The sequence below is a fragment of the Erythrobacter aureus genome (genome assembly GCF_003355455.1).
Taxonomy (GTDB): domain Bacteria; phylum Pseudomonadota; class Alphaproteobacteria; order Sphingomonadales; family Sphingomonadaceae; genus Qipengyuania; species Qipengyuania aurea.
The window spans coordinates 209,082-231,146 of sequence record NZ_CP031358.1; the positions used below are offsets into that span (position 1 = coordinate 209,082).

At 60.0% G+C, this 22,065-nt stretch carries 30 protein-coding genes and 1 tRNA gene; 3 read left to right on the forward strand and 28 right to left on the reverse strand.

What is annotated here, in order from left to right; translation table 11 throughout:
* Positions 1-9 precede the first annotated feature (9 nt).
* The 7 genes from DVR09_RS15855 to DVR09_RS15885 all read right to left on the reverse strand — a co-directional run bounded on the left by DVR09_RS15855 (position 10) and on the right by DVR09_RS15885 (position 4,387).
* Entirely contained in the window at positions 10-303 is a 294-nt protein-coding gene (locus DVR09_RS15855; protein WP_234041628.1) for a hypothetical protein, read from the reverse strand.
* Between the two features lie 35 nt (positions 304-338).
* Positions 339-1,238: a hypothetical protein gene (locus tag DVR09_RS15860; RefSeq protein WP_115418242.1), complete on the reverse strand. Its 900-nt coding sequence runs from the start codon at positions 1,236-1,238 to the stop codon at positions 339-341.
* Between the two features lie 67 nt (positions 1,239-1,305).
* The gene (locus DVR09_RS15865; RefSeq protein ID WP_115418243.1) at positions 1,306-2,037 is read right to left on the reverse strand and encodes a hypothetical protein; all 732 of its coding nucleotides are present in this window, start codon (positions 2,035-2,037) and stop codon (positions 1,306-1,308) included.
* 35 nt (positions 2,038-2,072) lie between these two features.
* Positions 2,073-3,149 carry a hypothetical protein gene (locus tag DVR09_RS15870; protein WP_115418244.1) on the reverse strand — a complete coding sequence of 359 codons (1,077 nt, stop codon included), beginning with the start codon at positions 3,147-3,149 and terminating at the stop codon, positions 2,073-2,075.
* A gap of 18 nt (positions 3,150-3,167) precedes the next feature.
* A complete protein-coding gene (locus DVR09_RS15875; RefSeq protein ID WP_115418245.1) occupies positions 3,168-3,539 on the reverse strand; it encodes a hypothetical protein in 372 nt (123 codons plus the stop codon).
* Positions 3,536-3,895: a hypothetical protein gene (locus DVR09_RS15880; RefSeq protein ID WP_115418246.1), complete on the reverse strand. Its 360-nt coding sequence runs from the start codon at positions 3,893-3,895 to the stop codon at positions 3,536-3,538. The genes DVR09_RS15875 and DVR09_RS15880 overlap by 4 nt, the downstream gene beginning before the upstream one ends.
* 36 nt (positions 3,896-3,931) lie before the next feature.
* Positions 3,932-4,387 (reverse strand): hypothetical protein, encoded by a 456-nt coding sequence (locus DVR09_RS15885; RefSeq protein ID WP_115418247.1) that lies wholly within the window; start codon positions 4,385-4,387, stop codon positions 3,932-3,934.
* A gap of 312 nt (positions 4,388-4,699) precedes the next feature.
* Between DVR09_RS15885 and DVR09_RS15890 the strand changes: the two genes are divergently transcribed.
* Positions 4,700-5,332 carry a response regulator transcription factor gene (locus DVR09_RS15890; RefSeq protein ID WP_115418248.1) on the forward strand — a complete coding sequence of 211 codons (633 nt, stop codon included), beginning with the start codon at positions 4,700-4,702 and terminating at the stop codon, positions 5,330-5,332.
* Position 5,333: 1 nt separating this feature from the next.
* Here the strand turns inward: DVR09_RS15890 and DVR09_RS15895 are convergent, their stop codons facing one another.
* From DVR09_RS15895 to tolA, 14 genes are all read right to left on the reverse strand, one after another.
* A complete protein-coding gene (locus tag DVR09_RS15895) occupies positions 5,334-5,969 on the reverse strand; it encodes an alpha-ketoglutarate-dependent dioxygenase AlkB family protein (RefSeq protein ID WP_162815041.1) in 636 nt (211 codons plus the stop codon).
* Positions 5,970-6,032: 63 nt separating this feature from the next.
* Positions 6,033-6,302: a hypothetical protein gene (locus tag DVR09_RS15900; RefSeq protein ID WP_115418250.1), complete on the reverse strand. Its 270-nt coding sequence runs from the start codon at positions 6,300-6,302 to the stop codon at positions 6,033-6,035.
* A 54-nt stretch (positions 6,303-6,356) separates the two neighbouring features.
* Positions 6,357-7,136: a hypothetical protein gene (locus DVR09_RS15905; protein ID WP_234041629.1), complete on the reverse strand. Its 780-nt coding sequence runs from the start codon at positions 7,134-7,136 to the stop codon at positions 6,357-6,359.
* An 81-nt stretch (positions 7,137-7,217) separates the two neighbouring features.
* Complete coding sequence (locus tag DVR09_RS15910) at positions 7,218-7,733, reverse strand: hypothetical protein (protein WP_115418252.1); 516 nt, start codon at positions 7,731-7,733, stop codon at positions 7,218-7,220.
* A gap of 124 nt (positions 7,734-7,857) precedes the next feature.
* On the reverse strand, positions 7,858-8,142 hold the full coding sequence (locus DVR09_RS17300; RefSeq protein ID WP_162815043.1) for a hypothetical protein: 285 nt from the start codon (positions 8,140-8,142) through the stop codon (positions 7,858-7,860).
* A 121-nt stretch (positions 8,143-8,263) separates the two neighbouring features.
* On the reverse strand, positions 8,264-8,488 hold the full coding sequence (locus tag DVR09_RS15920; protein ID WP_115418254.1) for a hypothetical protein: 225 nt from the start codon (positions 8,486-8,488) through the stop codon (positions 8,264-8,266).
* A gap of 19 nt (positions 8,489-8,507) precedes the next feature.
* The gene (locus DVR09_RS15925; protein ID WP_115418255.1) at positions 8,508-8,894 is read right to left on the reverse strand and encodes a hypothetical protein; all 387 of its coding nucleotides are present in this window, start codon (positions 8,892-8,894) and stop codon (positions 8,508-8,510) included.
* Between the two features lie 365 nt (positions 8,895-9,259).
* A tRNA-Gly gene (locus tag DVR09_RS15930) sits at positions 9,260-9,334 on the reverse strand.
* Between the two features lie 88 nt (positions 9,335-9,422).
* Positions 9,423-9,725 (reverse strand): hypothetical protein, encoded by a 303-nt coding sequence (locus tag DVR09_RS15935; RefSeq protein ID WP_162815044.1) that lies wholly within the window; start codon positions 9,723-9,725, stop codon positions 9,423-9,425.
* 20 nt (positions 9,726-9,745) lie between these two features.
* Complete coding sequence (locus DVR09_RS15940) at positions 9,746-10,126, reverse strand: hypothetical protein (protein WP_115418257.1); 381 nt, start codon at positions 10,124-10,126, stop codon at positions 9,746-9,748.
* 69 nt (positions 10,127-10,195) lie between these two features.
* Entirely contained in the window at positions 10,196-10,615 is a 420-nt protein-coding gene (locus DVR09_RS15945) for a hypothetical protein (protein ID WP_162815045.1), read from the reverse strand.
* A gap of 47 nt (positions 10,616-10,662) precedes the next feature.
* Complete coding sequence (locus DVR09_RS15950; RefSeq protein WP_115418259.1) at positions 10,663-11,787, reverse strand: RNA ligase family protein; 1,125 nt, start codon at positions 11,785-11,787, stop codon at positions 10,663-10,665.
* 20 nt (positions 11,788-11,807) lie between these two features.
* Positions 11,808-12,131, reverse strand: coding sequence for a hypothetical protein (locus DVR09_RS15955; protein ID WP_162815046.1), 324 nt, complete (start codon positions 12,129-12,131; stop codon positions 11,808-11,810).
* 104 nt (positions 12,132-12,235) lie between these two features.
* Positions 12,236-13,135, reverse strand: a complete 900-nt coding sequence (tolA, locus tag DVR09_RS17305; protein ID WP_162815047.1) for a cell envelope integrity protein TolA — start codon at positions 13,133-13,135, stop codon at positions 12,236-12,238.
* 156 nt (positions 13,136-13,291) lie between these two features.
* On the opposite strand from tolA, the gene DVR09_RS15970 reads away from it, so the two are divergent.
* The gene (locus DVR09_RS15970; RefSeq protein ID WP_115418263.1) at positions 13,292-13,783 is read left to right on the forward strand and encodes a hypothetical protein; all 492 of its coding nucleotides are present in this window, start codon (positions 13,292-13,294) and stop codon (positions 13,781-13,783) included.
* 12 nt (positions 13,784-13,795) lie between these two features.
* Here the strand turns inward: DVR09_RS15970 and DVR09_RS15975 are convergent, their stop codons facing one another.
* The 6 genes from DVR09_RS15975 to DVR09_RS16000 all read right to left on the reverse strand — a co-directional run bounded on the left by DVR09_RS15975 (position 13,796) and on the right by DVR09_RS16000 (position 17,998).
* Positions 13,796-14,089, reverse strand: a complete 294-nt coding sequence (locus tag DVR09_RS15975) for a hypothetical protein (protein WP_115418264.1) — start codon at positions 14,087-14,089, stop codon at positions 13,796-13,798.
* An 82-nt stretch (positions 14,090-14,171) separates the two neighbouring features.
* The gene (locus tag DVR09_RS15980; RefSeq protein WP_115418265.1) at positions 14,172-15,125 is read right to left on the reverse strand and encodes a DUF5983 family protein; all 954 of its coding nucleotides are present in this window, start codon (positions 15,123-15,125) and stop codon (positions 14,172-14,174) included.
* A gap of 41 nt (positions 15,126-15,166) precedes the next feature.
* Positions 15,167-15,601, reverse strand: a complete 435-nt coding sequence (locus DVR09_RS15985) for a hypothetical protein (RefSeq protein ID WP_115418266.1) — start codon at positions 15,599-15,601, stop codon at positions 15,167-15,169.
* Positions 15,601-16,128, reverse strand: a complete 528-nt coding sequence (locus DVR09_RS15990; protein ID WP_115418267.1) for a hypothetical protein — start codon at positions 16,126-16,128, stop codon at positions 15,601-15,603. The genes DVR09_RS15985 and DVR09_RS15990 overlap by 1 nt, the downstream gene beginning before the upstream one ends.
* Before the next feature lie 2 nt (positions 16,129-16,130).
* Complete coding sequence (locus DVR09_RS15995) at positions 16,131-16,544, reverse strand: hypothetical protein (protein ID WP_162815048.1); 414 nt, start codon at positions 16,542-16,544, stop codon at positions 16,131-16,133.
* Positions 16,545-17,119: 575 nt separating this feature from the next.
* Positions 17,120-17,998, reverse strand: a complete 879-nt coding sequence (locus DVR09_RS16000; RefSeq protein WP_115418269.1) for a hypothetical protein — start codon at positions 17,996-17,998, stop codon at positions 17,120-17,122.
* A gap of 163 nt (positions 17,999-18,161) precedes the next feature.
* Here DVR09_RS16000 and DVR09_RS16005 point away from each other — a divergent pair, with 163 nt between their 5' ends.
* Complete coding sequence (locus tag DVR09_RS16005; protein ID WP_115418270.1) at positions 18,162-19,541, forward strand: hypothetical protein; 1,380 nt, start codon at positions 18,162-18,164, stop codon at positions 19,539-19,541.
* A gap of 218 nt (positions 19,542-19,759) precedes the next feature.
* Here the strand turns inward: DVR09_RS16005 and DVR09_RS16010 are convergent, their stop codons facing one another.
* Entirely contained in the window at positions 19,760-21,964 is a 2,205-nt protein-coding gene (locus tag DVR09_RS16010; RefSeq protein ID WP_115418271.1) for a protein-disulfide reductase DsbD domain-containing protein, read from the reverse strand.
* Positions 21,965-22,065 lie beyond the last annotated feature (101 nt).

Sequence of the window (22,065 nt, forward strand, 5' to 3'; positions counted from 1 at the left end):
GGCAGGGGGTTAAGCGGCCGTTTCGACTTCGAGGTCGTCGAGCTTGTCGCTCAGCTTGTTGATCTGGTCATAGTTCTCGCGGAAGTATGCGAGATGAGCTTCCCATCCCTGTCCCTCGAGAGTCTTGTAGGCGGCGGTGTGGTCGCCATTGAGGATGTAGAACTTCTGCATCTGGCCCCAGACCAGCGCGGTCGTGTCACCGCCGTAGATCCGCCAATCGCGGGAGTTGAAGCTGACGTAGAATTCGTCCGCCTCCGAGGTGATCTGGTTTGGGGTCGGCGGCATGTGAATGGCGTTCTGCAAAGGAGCCTCCATAAGAGGGGAGAATGTAGGGGCGATCAGCGCGGCTGGACGCCGTCGGCCAGCTTCCAGCGAATGCCCTCGACGGGGCTGTCGATGAAGCAGCAGGGGTGAGCCCCATGGCCGAAGCCCGGCCCGGCATCGATCATGACGAGGCCGCGCTCTTCGGTAAGCATGAAGTCGATCGACGCGCCAATTTGGTCGTCGGGTTCGCTGAGGCCCGGGAGCCAGGGGATGAGACCAAGCTCTTTGCGCTTGGCATACATCGCCGCGCCGTATTCGCGCGCCTGCTGTGCAGCGGCTTCCAGCTCAGGCGTGACATCGATGTCGCCTGCTTGGGGATAGTAGAAGGAGACAGCGCCGTCCTCGGCAGCTGCGCCGCCGAAGAAGACACGGAATTCGACCGGCCAGCCGTTCACGCGGACGGGGGTAAGGGTCGGGCGAGCAAGGATGGTGACGCTGGGCATCCCGAAGTGGATGTCCATGATGCGCGGGTCGTCGAGACTGAAGGTAGTTTCGAGTTCGAAGCTACCCGTCTCGGAGATTTGAGCCTTCACCCATCCGTGCGCGCAAAGATCGGTGCGCCAGAAGCCACCGGTCTTCGCGTAGTCGATAGCGGCGATCACCGAAGCGTGACGCTCGTCGTCGAGAGGCGCAGAGACCTGGTCCCAGTAGAAGAGGCCTTCGTTGAGGACCGACATGGGGATGTCAGCGATAAGCTTTGCTTCGACGGTGGGCACGCCTGCACGGCTGGCCACCTCGTTCCAGACCTGAAGCGACGCGGCGTGAACCGGGCCGGCCTGCTCGCCGATCTTGGAGGCGGGGACGGATTCCTCGGTGAACCTATCAGCGATCGCAGTGCGCGCTGCCTCTGCAGAGGCCATCGACGCTTCGATGCTCTGTCCGATGACGGACAGGTCGGGGAGAACTTGGTTCATCACATTTCCTTCTGGAATTGGGTCACATCTTCTTTTCAGAAGAGACCCACACAGCGCGCAGCGCTTTCTACGGCGCTTCCATCAGGTCGCGCAGCGGCTGGGGCAGGGAGGCGAGTGCGTCCTCATGAGCCGCGGCGATGGCTTCCAGTTCGATCTGAGGCTCAGGTGCGCCATGATAGCTCCTGGAGAAGGGGATGCGTCCTGCTAGATAGCATCGGTATATCCATGCGGTGCACAGGGCCGAGGCAGTAAACCACGGGCCGTGTTGGCCATCGTGCTCTGCGAGCAGTTCATGGTCGCGAGCAAGGTCTGTCAGGGCCGGATAGTCGTTGGACATATCGATGAGGCCAGCCGGAAGGAGGAAGTCTTTTCTGAACTTCGGGGTGCTAATCCCAGCGAGGCGTGCGCGGATCCACTTGAACTCGCGAGACGCATCGACGTTGAGGCTGTTCAGACGCAGCTTGTCACGCTTCTCGCCTGCTGTGCCTGGCCGATGCAGGATCGCAATCTGCGCTTCCAGAGCGTCGCCCGTTGCGGCTGGGTACTTGCTCCCATCTTCGAGGAGGAAATAGACGCTATCGTCGGCAATCACCCAAGAGAGGCCGGCAAGGTCGAGGCGCTCGCCGACATCAAGGGCGGCGTGAAGCTTCTTTGCTCGGCGTGCGGCATCGTGACGCTCTCGCTCTGCGCGGCGAAGGCGGCCCGGATTGGAATGGCGAAGGTCCGACGCTTCGCGTTCGGAACGCTCCTCGGCACGATTGAGCTCACTGCGGAGCTGGTCGATGTTGGAAATGGTCATCAGGGTCCTGAGCGATAGGAGCGAGGGAGAGCGATTCAGGCGGAATATCCTTCAGGGAGATAACCGCTCTTGATAGCTTTGCTGAGCCGTCTCTTGAGGTCAGCCTCATCGAGGCGTTCAGTCCAGGCGAGGAAAGCTTCAGGGCTGTCGAACTCCTTGCGCACGGCATTCATCAAGTGCTGCAGGGGAGGCCCGCTTACGCCAGTTAGAGCGGTCACGCGTTTGCCGTTGAAGAAGGCGCACGCGGCGGTGCGGCGCCGGAAATCCTCCAAGGCTGCCGCGTGCGCTTCGCGGGTGCCAGGGAATGCCTCGTAGAGGCGCTCAAGCCAGACGGCCCGGCTTCCTGCCGCCCTTTCGGCTGGCCATTCGTATCGGGCAGGACGCTGGCGCATCGCCTCGATGAAGTTCGGGTAGAAGGGGCGGTTCTTGACCCGCTGCCGCGCTCTGTTGGTCATCCTGTCCATCTCATAGATGGCGGGGTCGAAATAGCGGCCGGAGGAGATGAAGTCGTAGATAGCCTCAGGGTTGTCGAAGCCTGCGCGGTGGACGGCAGGGTCAAACCCGAGAAAGTCGAGCACCTTGTCGTGGTCGGTGCTGACGGGAACGCGCGATCCATCGGTGTCGGACATGAGGAGCATGAGCCCGTTCTGGCCATACCGCAGGCCCATCTGGCGAGCTACGCGCCCGATGTAGGAGCCGGTGTCATTCCACGAGAAGAAGGAGAGAGCGAAGTCCTTCAGCTCTTCGCTGGTGCGAATGAGATCGACCTGGAAGCTTTCGCCACTGCGAAAGGTCAGCGCCAGCGACAGGGTCGGGTCAGCGGCATGGGGCCGACGGAACATGATGTCGAAGCCCAGCCGCTCGGACAGCTGGTTGGCAATGAAGCGGTCACCGAGAGCCTCGACAATGTGGTCGGAGATTACGAAGTCGAGATCACCGTAGTCGGGCTTGGACCGGTAGGCGGGAATGAGCGCGGCCGGCGTATGCGGTATGTTCGCCGAGCGCTCGATTTCGTGGAGCGCAGGCAGAATGTCGGAAGCGAGAGCCAAGGCTCGGTCGGCAGGCAGGCGCATGGTATTGATACCGACGGCGCGGAAGATTGAGCCACCCATGATGAAACCCTTGTCTGATCAGGCAGCGAGTGCCTGGGGGAGATCCTGCCCGGCTGGCGGGCGATGTAGGTTGGTGATGAACCCGATGTCCCCGTAGGGAATGAAGCCGAAGGATCGGTAATATTCGCCGAGACGAGGCTCATCTGTCATGTGTTCGATCTCGATTGTCAGCCGATGGTTTTCGGCCAAGGCGATGACTGCATCAAGGACGGTTTTCCCGTTACCTTTGGTTGAGGGGTCGCTGGTCTCTCGGAAGAGACTTGGGACGTGAAGCAGTCCTGCGCAGGCATCGATGTCGATGCAGATGGAAACACCGAGGGTGGATGCCCAGGCGATGATCCGGTCCACTTCCGAGGTCAGAGTGGCGATCGTTTCGGAAGAGAGGGTCATGCGTCTTCAGGCGCCATGACGAATTCCGTCTCACCAGGAGCTTCGACCTGATGCCAGCCGAAATTGCAGCAGGTCCACCATGTGACGTTCTCGCCGTCATCGAGGCGGATCAGGTCGAGTTTCATGATCGAAGCGCCGCCATCCGGGGTGTGATGGTCGTCATCGACGTTCTGGTAACGCAGGTAGGTGAGGGCGAGAGCCTCTTCCGGGTCTGCTGCATCCACGCTGACCGCCTGGCGCTCGTCGTATTCTGCGACGGGCCCGACACGGTAGTTCGTGGCGCTGGGAAAGAGGATCTCGGCATTGGCCAGCATGCCTCGGCGGTTTTGCGTGAAGGGCGTTGCTTCGAATTTCATGGGAATTTCCTGCTTTCGGGTAGGCTCTACGCTGTCTCAGGCCAGCTCGGCTTCTTCGGCGTCTTCCTTGGCGGCGGGTTCATCAAAGGGCGGCGCGGTGTCGTCCTCGTCCTCGTCGCCACCGAATGCATCGGGTTTCGCTCCTTCTTCGATGACGGGGAATACGGGCATAGCGCGGCCGCCGGCGTTGATGGCATCAGGGAATTTGGCGAGCTCTGCTTCAGACAGGTTTTCCAGTCCGGAAATGAGGACGATGCGAGGGCCTTTGCGCTTGAGCAGTTCGACCTGGTCATCGGGGAGGGTATCGCCTTCGATATCGAGGGCGATAAAGCGAGCGCCTAGTTCGCTGGCGAATTTGCGGAAAGACGCCGCCAGTTCTTCGAGATTGCTGCTTTTCACGATCAGGGCATGACCAAGGGAAAAGGGCTTGCCCCATGCAGCTTTGACAAGCTGCCGCAGCTGGTTCTCGTTCTCGTAACGAGGTAACGCCATGTGATGCTCCTTTGGTCGTTGCAAGGTTCGGCGAAGCCGAACCAGTCGGACGAGAGCCGGGGATGCGCGGCAGCGCACTTTCATTCTTCCCCAGACTTCCACATTGTAGAGGAAGAATTTCCCTCACGTAAAACGGCAATCCGCCATCAGGCCAGCACCCCGCACGGTCCTCCTAGAACGGTGGATGCGTTGATAATTGGCAGAAAACTACCATTGAAGGGATTGAATTTGCCGTTAAGGACGTTGGCAGATTGAAATGGCACGATTGGTACTTACGCTCGTTGCTATGTTTCAAAGGATACGGAGGTCGCAGTGGATTCGAACTTGGTGCACATAGTTGATGACGATGAGCAAATTAGGAACTCGCTGCAGTTCCTCCTCATGACACACAAGTTGAATTCGCGACAGTTCACGGGCGGCCGAGACTTCTTGCGCGCCTTGCCCTCGCTGGAATCCGGCTGCATCCTTCTGGATGTTCGCATGCCGGACATGGACGGTCTTCAGATGATGAAGATGATGCGCCCATGTATCGAGCGTTTCTCGGTAATCGTGATGACCGGCCACGGCGATGTGGCGACCGCTGTCGAAGCGATGAAACTTGGGGCCATCGATTTCATCGAGAAGCCGTTCGACGAGGAAGCCCTGGTGCGAGCCGTTAAGGCCGCCCAGCTGAAACTCGGAGAAAGGATCGGCGACCTCGACGCGAAGAGGGATGCAGAGGACCGGCTGGCCGAACTGACGCCCCGTGCGAAGGAAGTGCTCGGTCATCTGATGGGTGGTCACAGCAACAAGGTCGTGGCCAAGCGCATGGACGTAAGTCCCCGGACCGTGGAAATGCACCGGTCGAACATTTTTCAAAAGCTCGGGGTGAAATCCTTGTCTGAGGCAGTCCGACTGGCCTGTATGGCCGGCTTCGTGCCCCAGACTGAGGAAGAGGCGGTCTAAGTCAGCGGGCGAAGCGGCCGCGCCGTTGGCCGACGATGTTGCGGAAGGTGATGTTCACTCGTCCACCGCAAGGAGCGTTGAGCTTCTCGACCCCGTGCAGCCAGTTTTGCTGAGTCTCACCTGCCATCACGAGCAGGCTTCCGGATGCGAGAGGCAGGCGAGTAGTCTGGCCTGGCCGCCCGCGCTTCGGCTTCAGCACGAATTCGCGGGTTTCTCCGAAGCTGAGTGAAGCGATCGTGGGGTTGCGCCCCAGTTCCGGCTCATCGTCGGCATGGAAGCCGACGCTGTCTCGGTGGCCACGGTACTGGTTGAGGAGAGCGCTGTTGTAGGTCTGCTGGGTGACCTCTTCGACCTTCCGCTTCAGCTCGAGCAGCAGTGCAGGCCAAGCGAGCGGAGCGAGGCTCAGACCGGAATAGGTGTAGCTCATTCCGGGGTCGCCGTACCATGCGGTGAGGCGGGGCTGCTTGAAGGTTTTCCCGTGGATCGTGATGTCTTCGTGCTTCCAGGAAATCTGGCGCACGAGATCATCGAAGATTTCGCCAGCGGAGCGGCCGAACTCCAGGTGCTCTTGGTAGCGGACATCCGCGCCCGGCAGGTTGAGCTTGACCAGTTCTTGGGAAGTGAAAAGCGATTGCATCTTGAGTTCCTTGTCTCGCAAGAGACCTCCACCTTGAAGGCCTACATAGCGATAAAACAAAGATCAGTGGACGATGCGGGGCGTAAAGCCTTTCGCGACGATGGCGCCATCCTTGTAGAGGAAGGGGCTGGCGTCCATCGCATCTTTCACTGCCTGGACTGCGTGGATCGTCCGCATGCAGTCCACTGTCAGCGCGGCAGGGCAGATCTCGGAGAGCTCTTCCTGCACGAACTGGCGTGCTTCTTCGAATTTTTCCGGCGTGCGGATTGCTGGCACGGAAAACTTCGGTTTGTGGCCCTGGTGGTCGGGCGTCTTGAGGGCAAGCACGGCCATGATTTTCTTCCTCGACTGTGGTTCGACTGATCGAAACTCAACCAATCAACTTTCTTAGGCGGCGATCGCGATCGGATCCTTTGGAAAGCCTGCGAGCGAGAGGATGGCCCTGACCGTGGTCGGGATAGGGTCGATCGTTCCCCGGAATGAGGAAGCGCCTGCCTTGGAGTGGAAGACGGTGCGCCACCGGCGGCCGTCGGAGCCGATCCCGCTGATGAGCAGAAGATCGATATCTTCGTCATCGAGGCGAGAGAGAAGGTCACGGCGCTCGCTGAGGGTGAAGGGCTCGGCCTTCACCTGCTCGCCATCGAATTTGTAGGCGAGGGCGTAGCCGAATGCCTTCAGCCCGCCTGCGATGCGCTGCTGAAGAAGGTTTCGCCCGCGGGCGCCGGTTTCCCAGGCAAGTGCACCAAGGCGTTCGTCGTAGGTTTGTTCGCTGGGGATAGCGCTCAAAGCACGGCGGGTCAGAGATCGGGGGTCGATTGCAGTGGTATGCGCGCAGGCGCTGCAACGAAAGGCCGGCGCATTGCGCGAGCCGCCATGGGGACCTGGGACGCGGGTCATGAAAAAGTCGTTGTGACTGACACGTTGCGAATGGCGGCACACGCTGTTGCTGCACTGGCGGGCGGTTGTCGTGTTGTGGATCTTCGACACTTGGATTTCCTCCATTGGAGCCTGTTCAGGAATTTTCGCACATACGAATCTGGAAGAAAAAGGATATTTCAGAAAAAATATCCTGCTCATGGATTGTGCAGGGGAAGAACCTTGGTAGATTGAATGCACAGACCGGCTGGAAACTCCCCTGGTGAACAGCCGCCGCGCCGATGCCGACACTGCCCCCGTCCGGCATCAGGCAGCTCGAGGCCCGTCAGTGGTGGTGAGAGTGCACCACTGGCGGGCCTCCTTGCATTCAGCTCACCTGAAAGCGTTTTCGAGGCCGCAATCGATGCAGTCGTCGGAGCCATCCTGGTCGGTGTTGCCGCAGTTCTCGCATTCGGCCACCTCGTCTTCCTTCTCCTTGATGGAGGAGAAGAGGGGTTCGGGCCGCTTGTCGCCGTCTTCATGGAGGTGGCCCGGGAAGCGAGCTATCTCGGTCGCATTTTCCCAGTCGGAAGGAGCGCCGCCCCATTCGCGTTTGGCTTGGAGGACAGCCATCTCAAAGGCGTCGTCGTCGGGTCCGACCTCGACGTGCTGGATGTAGGTTTCGACGCTGTCGACATCGGTGAAGAAGATGATGGTCAGCTTCTCGGCGGCCGAAGGGTCTTCAAGGCTGTCGATCTGGAAGTCGGTGATTTCCAGTGCAGCATCCGCACTCATGACGCTGATGCCGTCGAGCTCTTCGCTCAGGCTGTCAAGAACGAGGTCGTGCGTCTCGCCTTCGGGTATGGCGAGATGCAGCTGAACGGTTGCGATCAGTTTCTGGTCGGACATGGGGTGCTCCTTGAAGGTCGCGCAAAGCGAGAGCGGAGCGGCATTTCATCCCCTCCGCTTCATCGGTGAATTCATCACCGCCTATCAAGTCGCTGGCGGCCTGTCGGCCGTCGGTCTCCGCGATTTAGCGTACCGCGGGAGAGTTCTCGGGAATTTCAGTGAGGGCCGCGCCGATCTTGTCATCGGGGAGGGCATCGGCCGCGAGGAGGGCGGCGTGGGGATCGGCGTCCTTGGGATCGACGAGAACCTCGCCGCCATCCATGGTCATCTCGTCTGCCGAGGATTCATCCATGGTGAAGTAGTCGCCGAAGGGCTCATAGTCTTCGGGGCCTACAACGTGCTGTTCGGGGGCATCGTTGCAAGCGGCGAGGGCTAGGGGCGACAGGAGAGCAAGAACTCGAAGCTTCATCGTCAGGATTCCTGAATAGCGTTGGCGAATGGCTCTAGCGCATTACAGGAAGTCCCTGCTTTACCGAGCGGATCGTTAGATAGCAGCTCGGAAGCAGGGAGAAAACGAGATTCTTCCTGAATTACTTGGCTTCGGCGTCTGCGCGAAGCGCCTGCTCATCCTCAACGACCTTCTTGAGGCTGGCGAGCGTGTCCTGATTGCGCTGCTCGGCAGGGTAATCACCGGGCTTCGATGCGGCGCGGGCGTCGATTTCCTTGCCGGCGGTGGCAAGGGCGCTGTCGCTGAGCAGCGAGACGTTGCCGTCGTCGGCGATGGTGCGGAACTTGTCGAAGTGGAAGTCGGTCATCAGGAATCTCTCAGGAAGATTATCGGTTGAAGATACTATCTATGTAAGCGTCGCGCTTGGCAACAGCCTCATCGGTGAGAAAAAGCAGTTCGATGAAATACTCATCGGATTTTTCCAGCGGTGCAGGGCCCTTCATTGCCACTTTGGGCAAGAGGGTCTGCGGGTCGATGGCGCGAACCTCGTGAATGCCTGTACGGGTTTCGACGGCAGTCCTCACCGATTGGCAAGCGAGAGACAGAAGAGGCTCTGGGCTGATCTTCTTGTCTTTCGCGAGTTCTGCGAACTCGACCGTCGCTTTTTCACGGAGGTCGTCGAGGATTTCCTCGACGTCGGCGTGCTCCGATTCGTCGGATGAAATCGTGTATGGAGCTAATCCGCTCAGACCGATTCTAACGATGAACAGCATTAAGAACTCCGGATTTCTTCACCTCGATGGCTTTGCCATTCGAAATGATGCGACCATGATTGATATGCGCCGAAGGATTCCAATGCCTAGTTTTATGGCGCGACCCAATTCGCTGTCGTCTATGCTGCAACTGTCTCGCACTTGCAACAATTTGTGTGCTGATTTGGCCCCGATGAGGGATAAATTTGTTAGCATGGGCCGGTGGCATACCCCTAAGCCACCGGCCCCATGCAGCAGCCGCGAGCTGTGCTCGAGCGGCTGCATCCGGCCCTGAAGTACCCCAACCTCAGGCCCAGCTTATGGCGAAGACGCATGTCGAGGCAGCGTGGCCGTCGTGCGTCGTCGCGCTTTGAATTCTCAGATCCTGGAGCGGGCAGCGGGGTTCGAACCCGCGGCCTCGTGCTTGGAAGGCACGAGCTCTACCACTGAGCTATACCCGCGTTCAGGAACTGCCGCCGTAGCGACCTAGGGAGCGAATTCTGGTTCTTTCATTTCCGAACCTTCGTTCGCCTTCTTCCCTTTTCCGCTTTACCGCCAGAAGCCGCCTTTCGGCTCGGGCGTCTTGCCTTCGAAGGGGCGTCCAGCATCGAGCTGAACGTCATCGATGCGAACCGGTACGGCGGCGCCGTCGTATCCAGGATGGAATTCACCAGCCGCGTTCGCCGGCCACATGTCGATTATGGTGCATGTGCCAGGGTCCGATCCGGTCGGAACGACAGCATGGTCATAGCCGGTGCCAAAATCGTCATCCCAGCGATCCGCTTCTTCTGCGGTGAGCGGGTAGATGTAGCCGGGCTGAAAGCGTCGGTTGTTGGTGTTCTGGCTGGCCAAGGTCATTTCCTGCTTAGAGTTTACTCAGCAGCATTCGACTGGATAGCGAGAAGAGCATCGAGATAGCTCTCGTTGCGTTCGATCACTTCGGTAACGCGGGCGATAGCCGACTGGAGGTTGACCTCGATGAGAGCCAGCGAAAGGTGAGGGTATTCCTTCACGACGCTGGTGAGCATGCTCTGGCTCCAGGCATTCGCGCTCCCTGTGCGTGCAAGCACCCGCAGCGGAGCTTTGTCGGCAAAGCTGACGCGTTCGAGGATAGCAGTAGCCTCAGAAGCCGAATACGTATTCTGCAGCTCGGCGACGCGGTCTTTCAACTTCGAAAGAGCAATGTGAAAACCTGCATCCCAGCGATTTTCGCGGGCGAGGTCTGATGATTTTACAATTGCAACCTGTGCCATGGGCGACTCCTGTGCTGAGGCGTGTACCTCATTGGTGGGCGCGATAAACGCACGCGATTTAAGGAAAGGTCAAGCCTCGGGCGCAACATCGATGCGCATTGGAGGCTCCCAGCGGTTGTAACCCTGTATGACGTGGAGGCCGGTCGGGCGACAGCTGCCGGGCTCAAGGATGCCGTAGGCAGAGAGGTTCACCGTTTCGCCGTCTCGCTCAGCAACCAGCTGAAGAGCGAGTTCCTTGATGTCGGTTCGACCATCAAAGGTTTTCTCAGGGATGTTCGATCCGCGGACGAGCAGACTGCCTGGAGTGAAATCGCCCGGCAACGCTTGGGAGATGCGGCTGGTGATATCCATCATCCAGCGCGAATCTTTCGCGAGGCAGAAGTCGATGGCATCATCTTCCCAGGAGATGATAGTGATTTCCTGTTCCGGAGGAAGCTCCGGCCCGCACCCGGCAAGAGGTGCGGCCAAAAGGAGGGCAGCGGCAATCAAGCCGCGGTGAAGGCGAGCGGTTTTTGTGGTCATGTGCTGCTATCCAGTCAGGCGTCGTCGTCGTTGATGTTGAACTTCCGCAGGAAGACATCGCTGTGGAGCTTGAGGATCGGCCGGAGCTCGTCGCCGAGTTCGGTTGTCCGTTTGCTCTGGTCGCCGGTCGCGGTGACCACGACGCCCTCACGGATATGGCCGCCACCGATCGTGGTGGGTCCTTCGCGCAGCTCTTCAACGATGGCGCGGTCATAAGGGCCGCGATAGAGGACCGGGACGGCGTCGATGCCGAAGTTCGTGAACATCTCGTGCTTGAAGTCGTGGTCCTGCCAGACACCGTTGATGCGAAGGTCGAATGCGCGGGGGAAGGGCGCAGTGCCGGCATAGTGAAGTTTTTTCACGCCGGGGCCGACGGCTTCGCAGAAAAGCTGGATCTTCGCATTGGGACAATCAGCCGCGAGGGCGAGGAGTTTTTCGACGAGGTCGCCAGCAAATGCTGCCTGAACAGCAGGGATTTTGCGCGACTGTTCGTTGTCGAGGAAGACGAGTCCCTTTTCGCTCAGACCTTTGGTCGAGTTGGCAACCAAGCCGTCGGCGAAGAGGCCTTCATGGCGCGCGCCGCCGAGATAGGTGAGGATGAGGCATTCGCCCTCGAGCTTCTCGGTGATGGCAACGTCGTCGCCTTCCAGGAGGCTCGGATACATCCGGAGCCGGGCGATGTCGTAGGAGACCTTGGCGTCGAAGAGAGGGGTCGCGACCTTGAGCAGCGCCTCGGGCACTTCGGGCACGAACCTGGTGATGCCCAGCCGATCGGCGACACAGGTGTTGTCGGGGAGGTCGGCAAACTCGGCCGGCTGGGGCCATAGGAGGCCGGTCGACATGATCTTGCGCAGCTGAAGCGGTTTCACGCGATTGCCGTCGCGGCCGGAGAGCAGTCCCATCTCGCGATCCTGCTGCTTGTTGTGCCCCCAGAAGCCGTGCTCGCGCAGCTGTTCCTCGGTGAGGACAGCGCCTTCGGGCACATAGATGACGCGATCGCCTGCCTCGAAGCGGTGGCTGCCGTCTTCGAGCTTGGCGCTGATGCAGGTATAGTCACGGACCTTGCAGACCGAGAGGCGGTCAGCGTTCGGATGGTCGGAGACTTCGTCGATCGGGAGAAGGCGTACTGCGAAGGTCATTCAATTTCCTCTATCTCTCATCATTCCGTGGGAAGAGACGAGAGATACGTTTCTCCGAATGTGCTGAGTTCGCGCGCAGCGCCGAAGAAGAGGAATTCCTCATCCCCGGTCGGAATGCAGCCCGCAGGCGCGTCAGCGCCATAGACGGGCGATGCGGGATCACTGAGCAGTCGCTCTGCGAATGCTTCAGGGCTTTCGCCGTCTTCAGGCTCGAAAATGCGAAAGCCATATTTCTGACCGAGCCCTGTTGGGGGATAGGCGATCATGTCGACTCGGCAGCCTTCCAGATACGCCCAGCCGGCGTCTTCACCTTTCGAGACAGTCATGAATTTCGTAACGGACACGGTATGGATTCCTATGATGGTGAAGCGCAGCGACTGCGCCTCATGGCAAAGTTGGGTTTCAGATTGTGTGCCAGGCTGTCTAGCGGCTGGCGGCGCGTGGTGGCTTAACTGCGCAGAGTGGGATTTTGCTCCGACATTTCTGCGGTTTCAGGTTCAGCCGTTCTGGCAGAGAAGATCTCGATATCGACTTCACGCCAGTAGGAGAAAAGGTGAGGTGGAAGCTGAAGAGGGGAGCATCGCTCCACCGCGTTTATCGCGGCTTGCTCGTAAGCATCCGGCTCGGTGACCACCATGTAGGTCTCGTCGACCAGCCGAGAGATTTGCGGTGTGCCGACCAGCGCGCCGCTTTCATCGAAAGTGGCAGACATGGTGATGGCAAGAGTATCAGGAACGCCAGTGGTCGGCGCGTCCCAGCAGGTCCGAATTCGAGTGGCGACAGAAACGCCAATGGCGGCAGCGAGATCTCCATCGACAGAGCCGACATCGCCGCGGACTTTCGCGCCCAAAGCGAGGGTTCCAGTCCCTGCAGCAAAGCGCGGGGCTTCGGGCGCTTCTTCAGCTGCGGCTTCTGCAGCTGCTTCGGCGGGAGCCTTGTCCTCGTCAGGGATCGGGCTTTCCTCGACGAGTTCCTCGTCGCTCTCTGCTTGGTCCGGGGTAGGGGTTTCGACCTCTACCTCCTCGGGCATTTCGGGCTGAGCCTTCAAAGGCGCGTCATCGCCCTCAGGGTCTCCGGCTGGCGGCTGGGCCCCAAGGTCGAAATATGAGATCTGGGTTCCCTGCACAGGCGGCTCGAAGGTGTCGGCTTTCGTCAGCTCATAAAGCGCAGCACCAAAGAAGGCGGCGTGACATACCACGGCTAGCGCAAGGGAAGCGCGGCGCTGGGCAGGGGAAGACGAGGCATATCCGCTCGGCGCATGGCAATCCACGCCCGGTTCAGGGGCGGAGATGAGCGCGTGCGGCGCTCGTCCGACATCGGACGAAGATATGCTCGTTTGGATATTCATCGGTGTGTGCCTCGGCAGTAAGCGAAAAATCCTCGTTGTGCACGAGGAAAATGCGGCGCGGTGAGGATTTTTCAAGACAAGCGCTAGTGCTTCCAGAAACATCCTGATAAACAGGGAGGGCAACGGGCGAAGCTGCCCGCCTTTCTGGGGAACACCATGCGTTTGATCATCGGCCTGGCGCTTCTGAGCGCTACCACTGGCACTGTCGCTTATGCTCAGAGCTATATCGAGGAAGGCGCTGTGGCTGCGCGCTCGAAAAAGGCTTCAAGCGAAGTCGATTATGGCGTGCTCGTGAAAGAGCAGATCGCCGCCGATGCCGCGCGCCAGCCGGCCCCGCATGCGATGGAACAAGCGCTGCGCGATGCAGATAACGCGCTAGCGAATGCTGAGCGTTTGTCCCAGTTCAAGCGGATGGTGTCTGAGGTGACCGGTCTGGTGCCTGCTGCAAAGATGGTCGAAGAGCATCTCGACGAGCAGATCTCGACATCGATGCAGAGGTCGATCCCGCGCCCCATCGAGCGGGTGAAGGTGCCGGACACCAGCGAAGAAATGGCAAAGGGCGAGGATGAGCCGGTCATCGCCCGCTCCTATGAGGCGGACATTTCTGCCCTCCTCAAGGAGTTCGAAGACGAAGACTACGGGAAGTAAGCCGGAGCCTGCTTAGGGCAGGTCGTCTTCGTCGATCGCGTTGTATTCGGCGTGAGTCAGCTGGTCGATAGGATCGCCCGGGTTGAAAGGCCCGTACAGAGTGATTGTCGGGTTGTTGGTCACGTTGTCGCCGTGCTCCGGGAACTCGTGCTCGCAGCACGCGGCGGAGAGGATGATCAGCAGCTCTTCGCGGATCTCATCCGGCGTCTTCGTCTGGCCTTCCTTGATTTCTGGATAGTAGATCGAGGAATGGTAGGCGCGGTCTTCATCCGTCACGGTGTAGAAGTAGAACGGCTGGGGCTTCATGGCGTGTCTCGCAATTGAGTGATGCAGGGGTTGTGCTAGCAGGCGCCTGAGCGCCTGCCGGCCATTTTCTCGATTCTGTCGCTCACCACTCGAAGGTGGGGAGCGTTACGGTCATGCAACCGTCGCTGTCGAAGAGGATCCAGGTCGCGCCGTCCTTGCGGGCGAAGTCGAAGCAGTCGCGCAGACACTTCGGGATTTCGGCGTAATCCTCGTCGTTGACGTAATCGCTCGGAATGTGAACGAACCAGCCGTTGTCGCGTGACATGTAGACGAGGCGTTCGACCCACTGGTCTGTCTCCGACGGGTTGTTCAGCGCGTCGGCAGTAGGGAAGTCGAGATGGCCGGTCGATAGATCGGCGTAGCGGAAGATGTGGTTCGGCGGGTAAACTGCGCGCTCGCCGTCAGCTTCCTGATCGATGCCAGCCTGGGTGAAGGCGATCCAAGTCGCGCCATTCTCGCGAGCGAGATCGAAGCAGCGCCTCAGGTCTTCGGGGATGGTCTCGTAATCGGCCCGGCTGTAGTCGGCGAAATAGCCTTCGTCGGGTACGTAGATTGAATAGCAGTAGTCATCGCTGCGGATCATCAGGCCGTTGGCCCAGCCGCTATCATCCTTCTCTCCAAGAACTGCTTGGGTCGAGAGGTGGAGGCGGTCGACAGTCAGGGTGATGAATCGTCCGACATTGCCCGGCATTTCGGTAGGAGCCGTCGCTTCCGAGCCGGGAGCGATATGGTCGGGCAGCGCAGGTATTTCGACGAGATAGGCCTGCTCACCATCGCCGAATTCGTAGATCGGAAGCGAGGCGCCCGACTGGACCTTCGCGCGCAGACCGCTGGCGAGGTCCATGATTAGGCCCTCGGTGCTGTCCGGCTGGTCTTCGGCCCACTCAGGGTCTTTTGCACCGCTTTCTTCGTAAGCGGTCAGGCGGGCTTCCTTCCAGCCCTCGATCGCCGCGTCCTTGGTCGAGGCGGCCGGGCCCATCTCGATGCCGGGGCAGTTGATGTCGTCGGAGGGGAAGTGCGAAACGATAGCGTACATAGCTGGGTATCCTTGTAGGGGTATTCAGGGGATGAGAGCGATCAGCGCGCGGCCGGAGCCTGACGGATGTCGAGCGAGACGATCTGGATGATCTCGAAATGGACGAAGGCAGTGCCAGCTTGCGAGTTGTATCCGGCGAGGAAGTGCTCGCTGAAGTTGAACATCTCGAAAGCGCGGCGGACATCGTTCTCGCCAGCCGATTCATCGGCCGCATCGAGCGTGACCTCTAGGTTGAGGTTCAGCGTCACCTCGGTGATGCCCTCAGCCTCTTCGACTTTCGGCTCAAGGCCGCTGACGGCAGAAGCGATGCTCTTGATCGCAGTGCCGGCGGTTTCGTTAAAGCCGGCGAGCTCGGCATCGCTGACCTGGTAGTCGGTGAGCAGCTTCGCGGCGCGCTCAGCGGCATCAGGCAGGTCTGCGCCTTCTTCCGAGGTTGTGACGATGAGCCAGCAGCGGGCAAGGAAACGCTTGTCCATCACGCGGCCACCGGGTCGAGGCGCTGGATCGAATAGCTGTTGATGCAGAAGCCGTAGCGGTCGGAGAGCATATCGGCGAACTCATCGTCGTCGGGGTCGACGGAAACGACCACACTCAGGGGCAGGTCGGGTTCGCCCGGCGTGCCATCATCGTCATCGCCAGATGTATCCCAGTCGAGATTGAAGATCTCGTAGAGGATGCGCTCGGAAATGCCCTCGGAAAGAACGACGATTGGCTGACTGCTCTTCTTGAGATGAGCGAGCTCTTCGGTGGAGATGTCGGACCGTTCGTGAAGAACGATCTCGTTCTCCGGCCAGGCGTCGCCGTCTTCGTCGACGTACATCTTCTTGCCATCGCGTTCGACGGTTTCCTGACCGTCGTAGTCGATGTCGGTGCCACCCTGGTGCTCGTATTCGAGCATGCCTTCAGGATTTGCCTTGAAGCTATCCTCGGTGATGCGGGCAGTGCCGGGCAGGGTTTCGAGCGTGCCTTTGATCGGCGTGCCGTCGTAAGCGAAAGCGTACATGTTCAATTCTCCGGGGTAAGAGTTTCGCGCGCGGCGATGTGGATGCGGGTGGGGTCGAAGACGATCCAGCTGTGGCCGCCTTCTTCAGTGCGATTGTCGTAGATGATGCTGTCGTAGCCAGAGAGGCCGAGGACGTGCTCAACGAAGGCCAGATCGATCAGAGCGCCTTCGTCGTCGAAATCGTCGGAGAGTATGCCGGCGGCCTGCAGGGCAGTGGTGACGGCGCGAGGGTTCCAATCTCCGAGATCCGGCATCTCGAGGGGGTTCACCACATCAAGATGAGCGACGATCAGGCGTTCGCCGGGGCCGGACAGGTCGACTCCGCGGACTTGGAGTGCACGCTCCATGGCAGTTTCGCGGGTGCCGAAGTGGAAGCCAATGTCATTCGTATGCTCGAAGGCATCGAAATCGCCCATGTCGGTCCAATGATAGACCGGCTGGGACGCAGCGATGGCTGCCCTTGAAGCCTGAGCGCAGGGATGACCCATTTCTTCCTTCCAAGTGATTGCCCTCTCAATGCCTCAGCAGAGTGGGCCTTCTCGCGGCTGGGACCGAAGAGCAAAGCCGCGCGTTCAATAAGCAACGTCGGACGGGGAGAGTGCGAACGGAGATTGAACGTGGGATATGTTTGGATGGCTGCAGGATTGGTTTGCGTAGGTGCGTGTCCTCTAGCAGCGCAAACCCTGGAGCCGACATCTGACGATACGGAGAGCGCGACGACTGCGCGCCCCGGATACGATTACCGAGACCAGCAGACCCATCGCGATCGAGGTCATCGCATGAATGAGCCATTCGTCATCTTCGGCGGCCCGGTAACGGTAGGGACCGGAAGCCTAGAGCCGAAGGATCCAAACTCGACGTACTGGCTCGACCGCGAACGACCTCGATGGGAAGAGAGCGAAGCATATGTGTGCACGGCTGGCGATGCTGGCCCGGCGAGGGCCTCAACCGCAATCGCACAAGCCGTGCACGCTGATGGCATCGAGAGGTGCTAGAACAGCTCGAGTAGGCGACGCATAGCGTCATCAGCGCTGCTATCTTGGATGTCGGCGCTGACCTGAACATCGTGACCGATAACGAACGAGCGATAGACCGAGAAGCGGTCTTCATCGCGCGCTACGACGATCATGGCGCCCAGATTGTCGACGTAGCGGCTGGTCACGACCTCGCGTCCGGCGATCCACCGCTTGAGCGGAGCCATCAGGGCGCGCTCATAGGTGTGGACGCCTTCGTCCAGCTCTTCGACGGGCTCGGGGAGGTCTTTTTCGCAGTCCCAGAGCGGAACGGGGTCTTTCAGCCCCCAGATGTCGACCGGCGAGTGATATTCTTCCGGGGCATATGCGTGAGCGTCCGGGAGGATATGGAGCACGGCTTCGCGAAAGGTGGGATAGGTCGTATCGCCATGCTCGTCGTCGCGAACAGTGAAGGTCTTCTCCCGCTCGCCGTAATGGAAGGGGCCGTGGGTGACGTAGATCGGCAGGGGATCATCCCCGTTAGGGCGCCACCGGGCGTCGAAGTTGCCGGCCTCTTCGCGGCTTTTGCAGGCGGGAGCTTTCTCGATGAAGTCTTTCCAGCCGACGTTGACGGTGCCGACCATGCCCATCTGGATTTTCAGGGGCAGGTCGGTCCAGCGGATGAAGCGCTCCTTGCCCTCAAGGACGCGCTCCTTGATCGAGCCTAGGACATCGACCTTAGGCGCGGCTCCTTCACCCCACATGCCGACACCGACGGGGGAATACGGGTCCATGCTGGAGTTGAAATAGTCGCCGTCGCAGAAGACGATGGTGAAACGGTCGGCTGTAGCGCCGCCGTTATCGGTGATGCAGAACACGAACGACTTCATGTCGTCGAGGGTTTCGAAAAGCGGCATCAATAATTTCCTCTAATCACGAGATTACCCTCATGAATGATCAGGAAGTTTTACGACTGACAGAATATTCTCGGTTCATGTATTGCGACTCAAATGAGCAATATCCTAAAATATCCTGACAACGGGAGTTTCTTCCAGATCTCCCGTGCAAGGGAGCATTGCAATGGGTCACCTCGACATTCCCACCCTCACAGGTGAAGACTCGAAAGTCGCGTATGACGCGATGTTTCGTGAGCTTGGTCGGGAAGACCCAGACAACCATCTCGAGGGCGGCCTTCGCATCGCATCGGTCTGGAGCGCGCAGAATGGCCATTCGTCGCCCATGATCGATGAGCGGCGCCTCGAATTGGCGTACGCCCGCATTGTCGCTCGGGAGCGGGAGGGGGCGACAGATCCTGTCGCCCTTTCGAGCAAAGACTACGCTCGCATGCTCGTGGTCGATGCTTCCCTTCAGCGCGAAGCAGAGAAGGCGCTAAAGCTCGACCTCCTCGACCGCCAGGAGCGTTTCAGCTGGATGAATCCAGACATGAACGATGTGCCGTGGGTGAGGAATGACACATCGCCCACGGTCATGAATGATTTTGCCGAAGCTGATCTCAAGGCTTTGGCTTCCGGCAATTTCGAGGACATGTCGAAGAACCAGCGGAGCAACGTGGAACTGATGCTCCTGCGCGGCGCAAGCCCGCGCTCGCCTGAATTCGAAGCAGAGCTCGACAAGGCGGCTGAGCATGAGGACAGCCTCCAGTTCATACCGATGCGAAAGGACGTGGCGGGACTGACGGCAGAAGAGTTCGGTGGCGTCGTCGACCGTATGGCAATGGTCGCTCCCGGTCAGCGCCCGGCGTATGATGCCCGCCCGCAGTACAATCCCTTCTCGATCGACGAGAGGCGGGATGGGCTTCAGACGGCGACTGTAAATGCTGTCGTAGGCGGGCGGGTGAAAAACCCGCTCGAGCAGGCAACGCGCATCGCGCTGGAATTCCAGCAAGAGCGTGGCATCCCGGTGGATGCGGAAGCGAAACAGCAGATGGAGTGCGCTGTGGCGCGCTTTGTATCCTCGGGTGACCGAGGTGTTTCGCCGGTGGATGCGGCAAAGGTTCTCATCGTCGATACGGCGATGCAGCGCGTTGCCCGAGAGAAGCTCGAGGCTGGCGCAAAGGACCTTCGCAAGTCGCCGTCGGTACAGATCCTCGAAGACGTGGTGGGGAAGGGTGGGTATCCCATCTTCACGAAGCTCGAGAGCGAAAAGCAGGACACCCTGGCGGTAGCGCAGGGGCGTTTCTCTGACCTGACGGATAAGCGCGGCATGGGTTCGGCGGTGTATTTGGCGATCCATCGCTCGGGGCGAACTGTGCGGGGTGACACCGGAGAGCAGCTCGATCGGCTGGCCAAAGCCAACAGGGTCGGGAAAGAGCCGGACAAATCCTGGGTGAAGAAGTCGAACGCCAACAGGGATAAGGCGCGTGCGGCGATCCGGAAGCTGACGCGCGGCCCGGCCGTTGCGCAACCGTCTCTTTTCAAAGACAAAGGTCGCGGCCGCTAATGCCTTGTAAGTGATACAAAGAATTACGGTTCATGCGTTGACGTAACGTCAAGTTGTCCTAAAGATGTCTACTTGCGGCTTCGAACACCGCTAACCGTTCTGCTGGTGGGGTTGAACGGCCCGCGGTAGTCAGCCGGAATTCGAGATGCTTGTGAGCGTTCTTGTGTTCAAGGTTGGGCAGCCCTCGTCGATCTACGGATTGACGAGGGCTGTTTCTTTTAGCCAATAGGCTGAACAGCATCCGCGAGAAGTTCCGCGGTGAGTATCTGCGGAAGTTCTTGGGGACGCTCACCGGGCATGTAGACGAGATAGTAGGGGATGCTGTTTCGCCCGTGCTTGGCGAGGAACTCGGTAATCGCAGGATCCCCGTTGGTCCAATCGCCAACGAGAGTGACGACGCCAGCGCGCTCGAAGACACGCTGGGTCGAAGGGTCGTTGATGGCGAGTTTCTCGTTCACCTTGCAGGTTAGGCACCAATCGGCCGTGAAGTCGACGAAGACGGGCGTCCCTGCGCGGCGGAGTTCGTCAAGCCGCTTCTCGCTAAAGGTCTGGACGGGTCCAGATTCGGAGACATCTGCTGAAGCAATGGCGATGGGAGCGGGAAGGAGCGAAAAGGCGAGAGCTCCGACCATTGCGGTGCTCAGGATGGGGTGAAAGCCGCTCTTGGCGGTCTTCTGGGTGATGCCGAGCCATGCGAGGCCGATGCCAACAGCCAAAGAGATGCCCAGCCCCATTGCGAGACCCTGATGGCCGACCTGGCGGCTCAGGACCCAGATGAGAGCGGCGGCCGTGAGGAGCATCGGAACGGCGAGCACGCGCCGAAGGGTGACCATCCAATCGCCGGGCTTGGGCAGGAAGCGGCGCAGGGCCGGCAGGAAGCCAATTGCGAGGAATGGCAGGGCGATGCCCAGACCGAGGCCGGTGAACACGCTGAGAGCGGCCAGAGGCGGGAGGAACAGGGCAGCGCCAAGAGCAACCCCCATGAAGGGGCCACTGCAGGGCGTAGCGACGAAGGCAGCAAGGGCGCCGGTCCCAAACGCGCTGCTAGGTGCGCTGCCACCGGTGATGCGATTGAGGAGAGGGAAGCTGCGGATCTCGAAGAGACCGAGCAGGTTTGCTCCGATCGCAGTCATCAGGGCGACCAGGGCCAGAACGATGTAGGGGTTCTGGAGCTGGAAGGCCCAGCCGATTTCGGCTCCAAGACACTGGAGGCCGACAAGGACCGCGCCGAGTGCTGTGGTCGAGATGACGGCTCCGCCCGTATAGGCGACGGCTTCGATGCGCGCAGCTTGCCTCGAAGTCCCGGAACGGGCGAGGCTCAAAGCCTTCAGGCTGAGGATGGGAAAGACACACGGCATGAGGTTGAGCAGCAAGCCGCCCAGGATGGCGCCGAGGAACGCGGCAAGCCAACCGGTCTCAGAAGCTTTGGCGGGGAGCAATGAGGCCATCGCGAATGGATTCGGATCGGGGACGTCATTGGCGTATTCGGGAGAAGGCAGCTGGTCGAGACTTTCAGTTGCCTCAGGATCGCCTTCAGGGGCCGCAGGAGAGGGCAGCGGCGCTGAGGTGGCCACAGGAGCCGGAGAGGGCGCTTCCGCCGCGACAGGCGCCTCACGGGCGGGGAGAGCTTTGATCTGGTACGCCTTCGTCCCCGGGCCGGTGTCGATTACGGCCTCGACCTTGCCTACCGAACGACCTCGCTTGCGCAGATGGAAGGTGGTCGTGTCGCCGGACTGGGTGACATTGGTCGGACTGAGCTGTCCGGTGATGGGGAAAAAGCGAACAGCGCTCGAGGCGATGCCAGGGGGCGTCTTGATGGTCACGGTGACGTTATCGTCGTCGCTGAAGAAGCTGCCGCTGTAGGGGTAAGGCGTAGGCAGAGCAGAACGGTAGCTCTGGAAGGCAGGATTTCGAGCGGAAGTCTCGCGGCCGCTGTTGATCTCCACTGAAGTGCGGATGGTCGTGCTCTCGGGCACGCAAACATCCGATGAGCAGGCAAGCCAGCTCAGCTCCCCGGTAATGGGGATGGTAGTGCCGGGCGGCGCAGAGGCGGGCAGCTTAATCGAAGTGAGGAGGGCGAAGGAGCCGTCGTAGACGTAGCTCTTGAAGCCAGCCATTGTCTTGGCACTGGGAACGGGGTGCTGGAGAGGGGAGGCAGTAATGCCGTCGGGCAGCTTCCATTCAACCCTTGGCGGCATGCCGCTGTCGCCGGGATTTTGCCAGTAGCCATGCCAGCCGGGAGCAGGTGTCATCCTGATGGCTAGCTGGAGGGTGTCGCCGGCCGCAGGACGCGACTGCTCGGCGACAAGCGTCGCGGAGATGCGATTGAGCTTGGCAGAGGCGGGGGTTGCCGCGGCCATGATGAGGACGACGAGCGCGATCAGCGCGTAACGGAGATAGTCGCTGTGCGAGATCGAGCGCATGTTTCGTCCTTGAGAGGCAGGAGTGTAGAGATAGCCCTGAAGGCCCCGCTATCTCTGGATCATTGAGGAAGAATACCGAGCGGCTGGCTTCTGTTCAAGAA

Coding starts and splice junctions, on each gene's coding strand:
- DVR09_RS15875 (WP_115418245.1), bottom strand. CDS start 3,539: ATGACCCTCTCTTCCGAAACGATCGCCACTCTGACCTCGGAAGTGGAC.
- DVR09_RS15920 (WP_115418254.1), bottom strand. CDS start 8,488: ATGACCGACTTCCACTTCGACAAGTTCCGCACCATCGCCGACGACGGC.
- DVR09_RS15975 (WP_115418264.1), bottom strand. CDS start 14,089: ATGAAGCCCCAGCCGTTCTACTTCTACACCGTGACGGATGAAGACCGC.
- DVR09_RS16010 (WP_115418271.1), bottom strand. CDS start 21,964: ATGCGCTCGATCTCGCACAGCGACTATCTCCGTTACGCGCTGATCGCG.
- DVR09_RS15885 (WP_115418247.1), bottom strand. CDS start 4,387: ATGGCGTTACCTCGTTACGAGAACGAGAACCAGCTGCGGCAGCTTGTC.
- DVR09_RS15995 (WP_162815048.1), bottom strand. CDS start 16,544: ATGGGCGATTTCGATGCCTTCGAGCATACGAATGACATTGGCTTCCAC.
- DVR09_RS15970 (WP_115418263.1), top strand. CDS start 13,292: ATGCGTTTGATCATCGGCCTGGCGCTTCTGAGCGCTACCACTGGCACT.
- DVR09_RS16000 (WP_115418269.1), bottom strand. CDS start 17,998: ATGCCGCTTTTCGAAACCCTCGACGACATGAAGTCGTTCGTGTTCTGC.
- DVR09_RS15990 (WP_115418267.1), bottom strand. CDS start 16,128: ATGTACGCTTTCGCTTACGACGGCACGCCGATCAAAGGCACGCTCGAA.
- DVR09_RS15860 (WP_115418242.1), bottom strand. CDS start 1,238: ATGAACCAAGTTCTCCCCGACCTGTCCGTCATCGGACAGAGCATCGAA.
- DVR09_RS15985 (WP_115418266.1), bottom strand. CDS start 15,601: ATGGACAAGCGTTTCCTTGCCCGCTGCTGGCTCATCGTCACAACCTCG.
- DVR09_RS15940 (WP_115418257.1), bottom strand. CDS start 10,126: ATGGCACAGGTTGCAATTGTAAAATCATCAGACCTCGCCCGCGAAAAT.
- DVR09_RS15880 (WP_115418246.1), bottom strand. CDS start 3,895: ATGAAATTCGAAGCAACGCCCTTCACGCAAAACCGCCGAGGCATGCTG.
- DVR09_RS15865 (WP_115418243.1), bottom strand. CDS start 2,037: ATGACCATTTCCAACATCGACCAGCTCCGCAGTGAGCTCAATCGTGCC.
- DVR09_RS15870 (WP_115418244.1), bottom strand. CDS start 3,149: ATGGGTGGCTCAATCTTCCGCGCCGTCGGTATCAATACCATGCGCCTG.
- DVR09_RS15910 (WP_115418252.1), bottom strand. CDS start 7,733: ATGTCCGACCAGAAACTGATCGCAACCGTTCAGCTGCATCTCGCCATA.
- DVR09_RS16005 (WP_115418270.1), top strand. CDS start 18,162: ATGGGTCACCTCGACATTCCCACCCTCACAGGTGAAGACTCGAAAGTC.
- DVR09_RS15895 (WP_162815041.1), bottom strand. CDS start 5,969: ATGCAATCGCTTTTCACTTCCCAAGAACTGGTCAAGCTCAACCTGCCG.
- DVR09_RS15900 (WP_115418250.1), bottom strand. CDS start 6,302: ATGGCCGTGCTTGCCCTCAAGACGCCCGACCACCAGGGCCACAAACCG.
- tolA (WP_162815047.1), bottom strand. CDS start 13,135: ATGAATATCCAAACGAGCATATCTTCGTCCGATGTCGGACGAGCGCCG.
- DVR09_RS15980 (WP_115418265.1), bottom strand. CDS start 15,125: ATGTACGCTATCGTTTCGCACTTCCCCTCCGACGACATCAACTGCCCC.
- DVR09_RS15925 (WP_115418255.1), bottom strand. CDS start 8,894: ATGCTGTTCATCGTTAGAATCGGTCTGAGCGGATTAGCTCCATACACG.
- DVR09_RS15950 (WP_115418259.1), bottom strand. CDS start 11,787: ATGACCTTCGCAGTACGCCTTCTCCCGATCGACGAAGTCTCCGACCAT.
- DVR09_RS17300 (WP_162815043.1), bottom strand. CDS start 8,142: ATGAAGCTTCGAGTTCTTGCTCTCCTGTCGCCCCTAGCCCTCGCCGCT.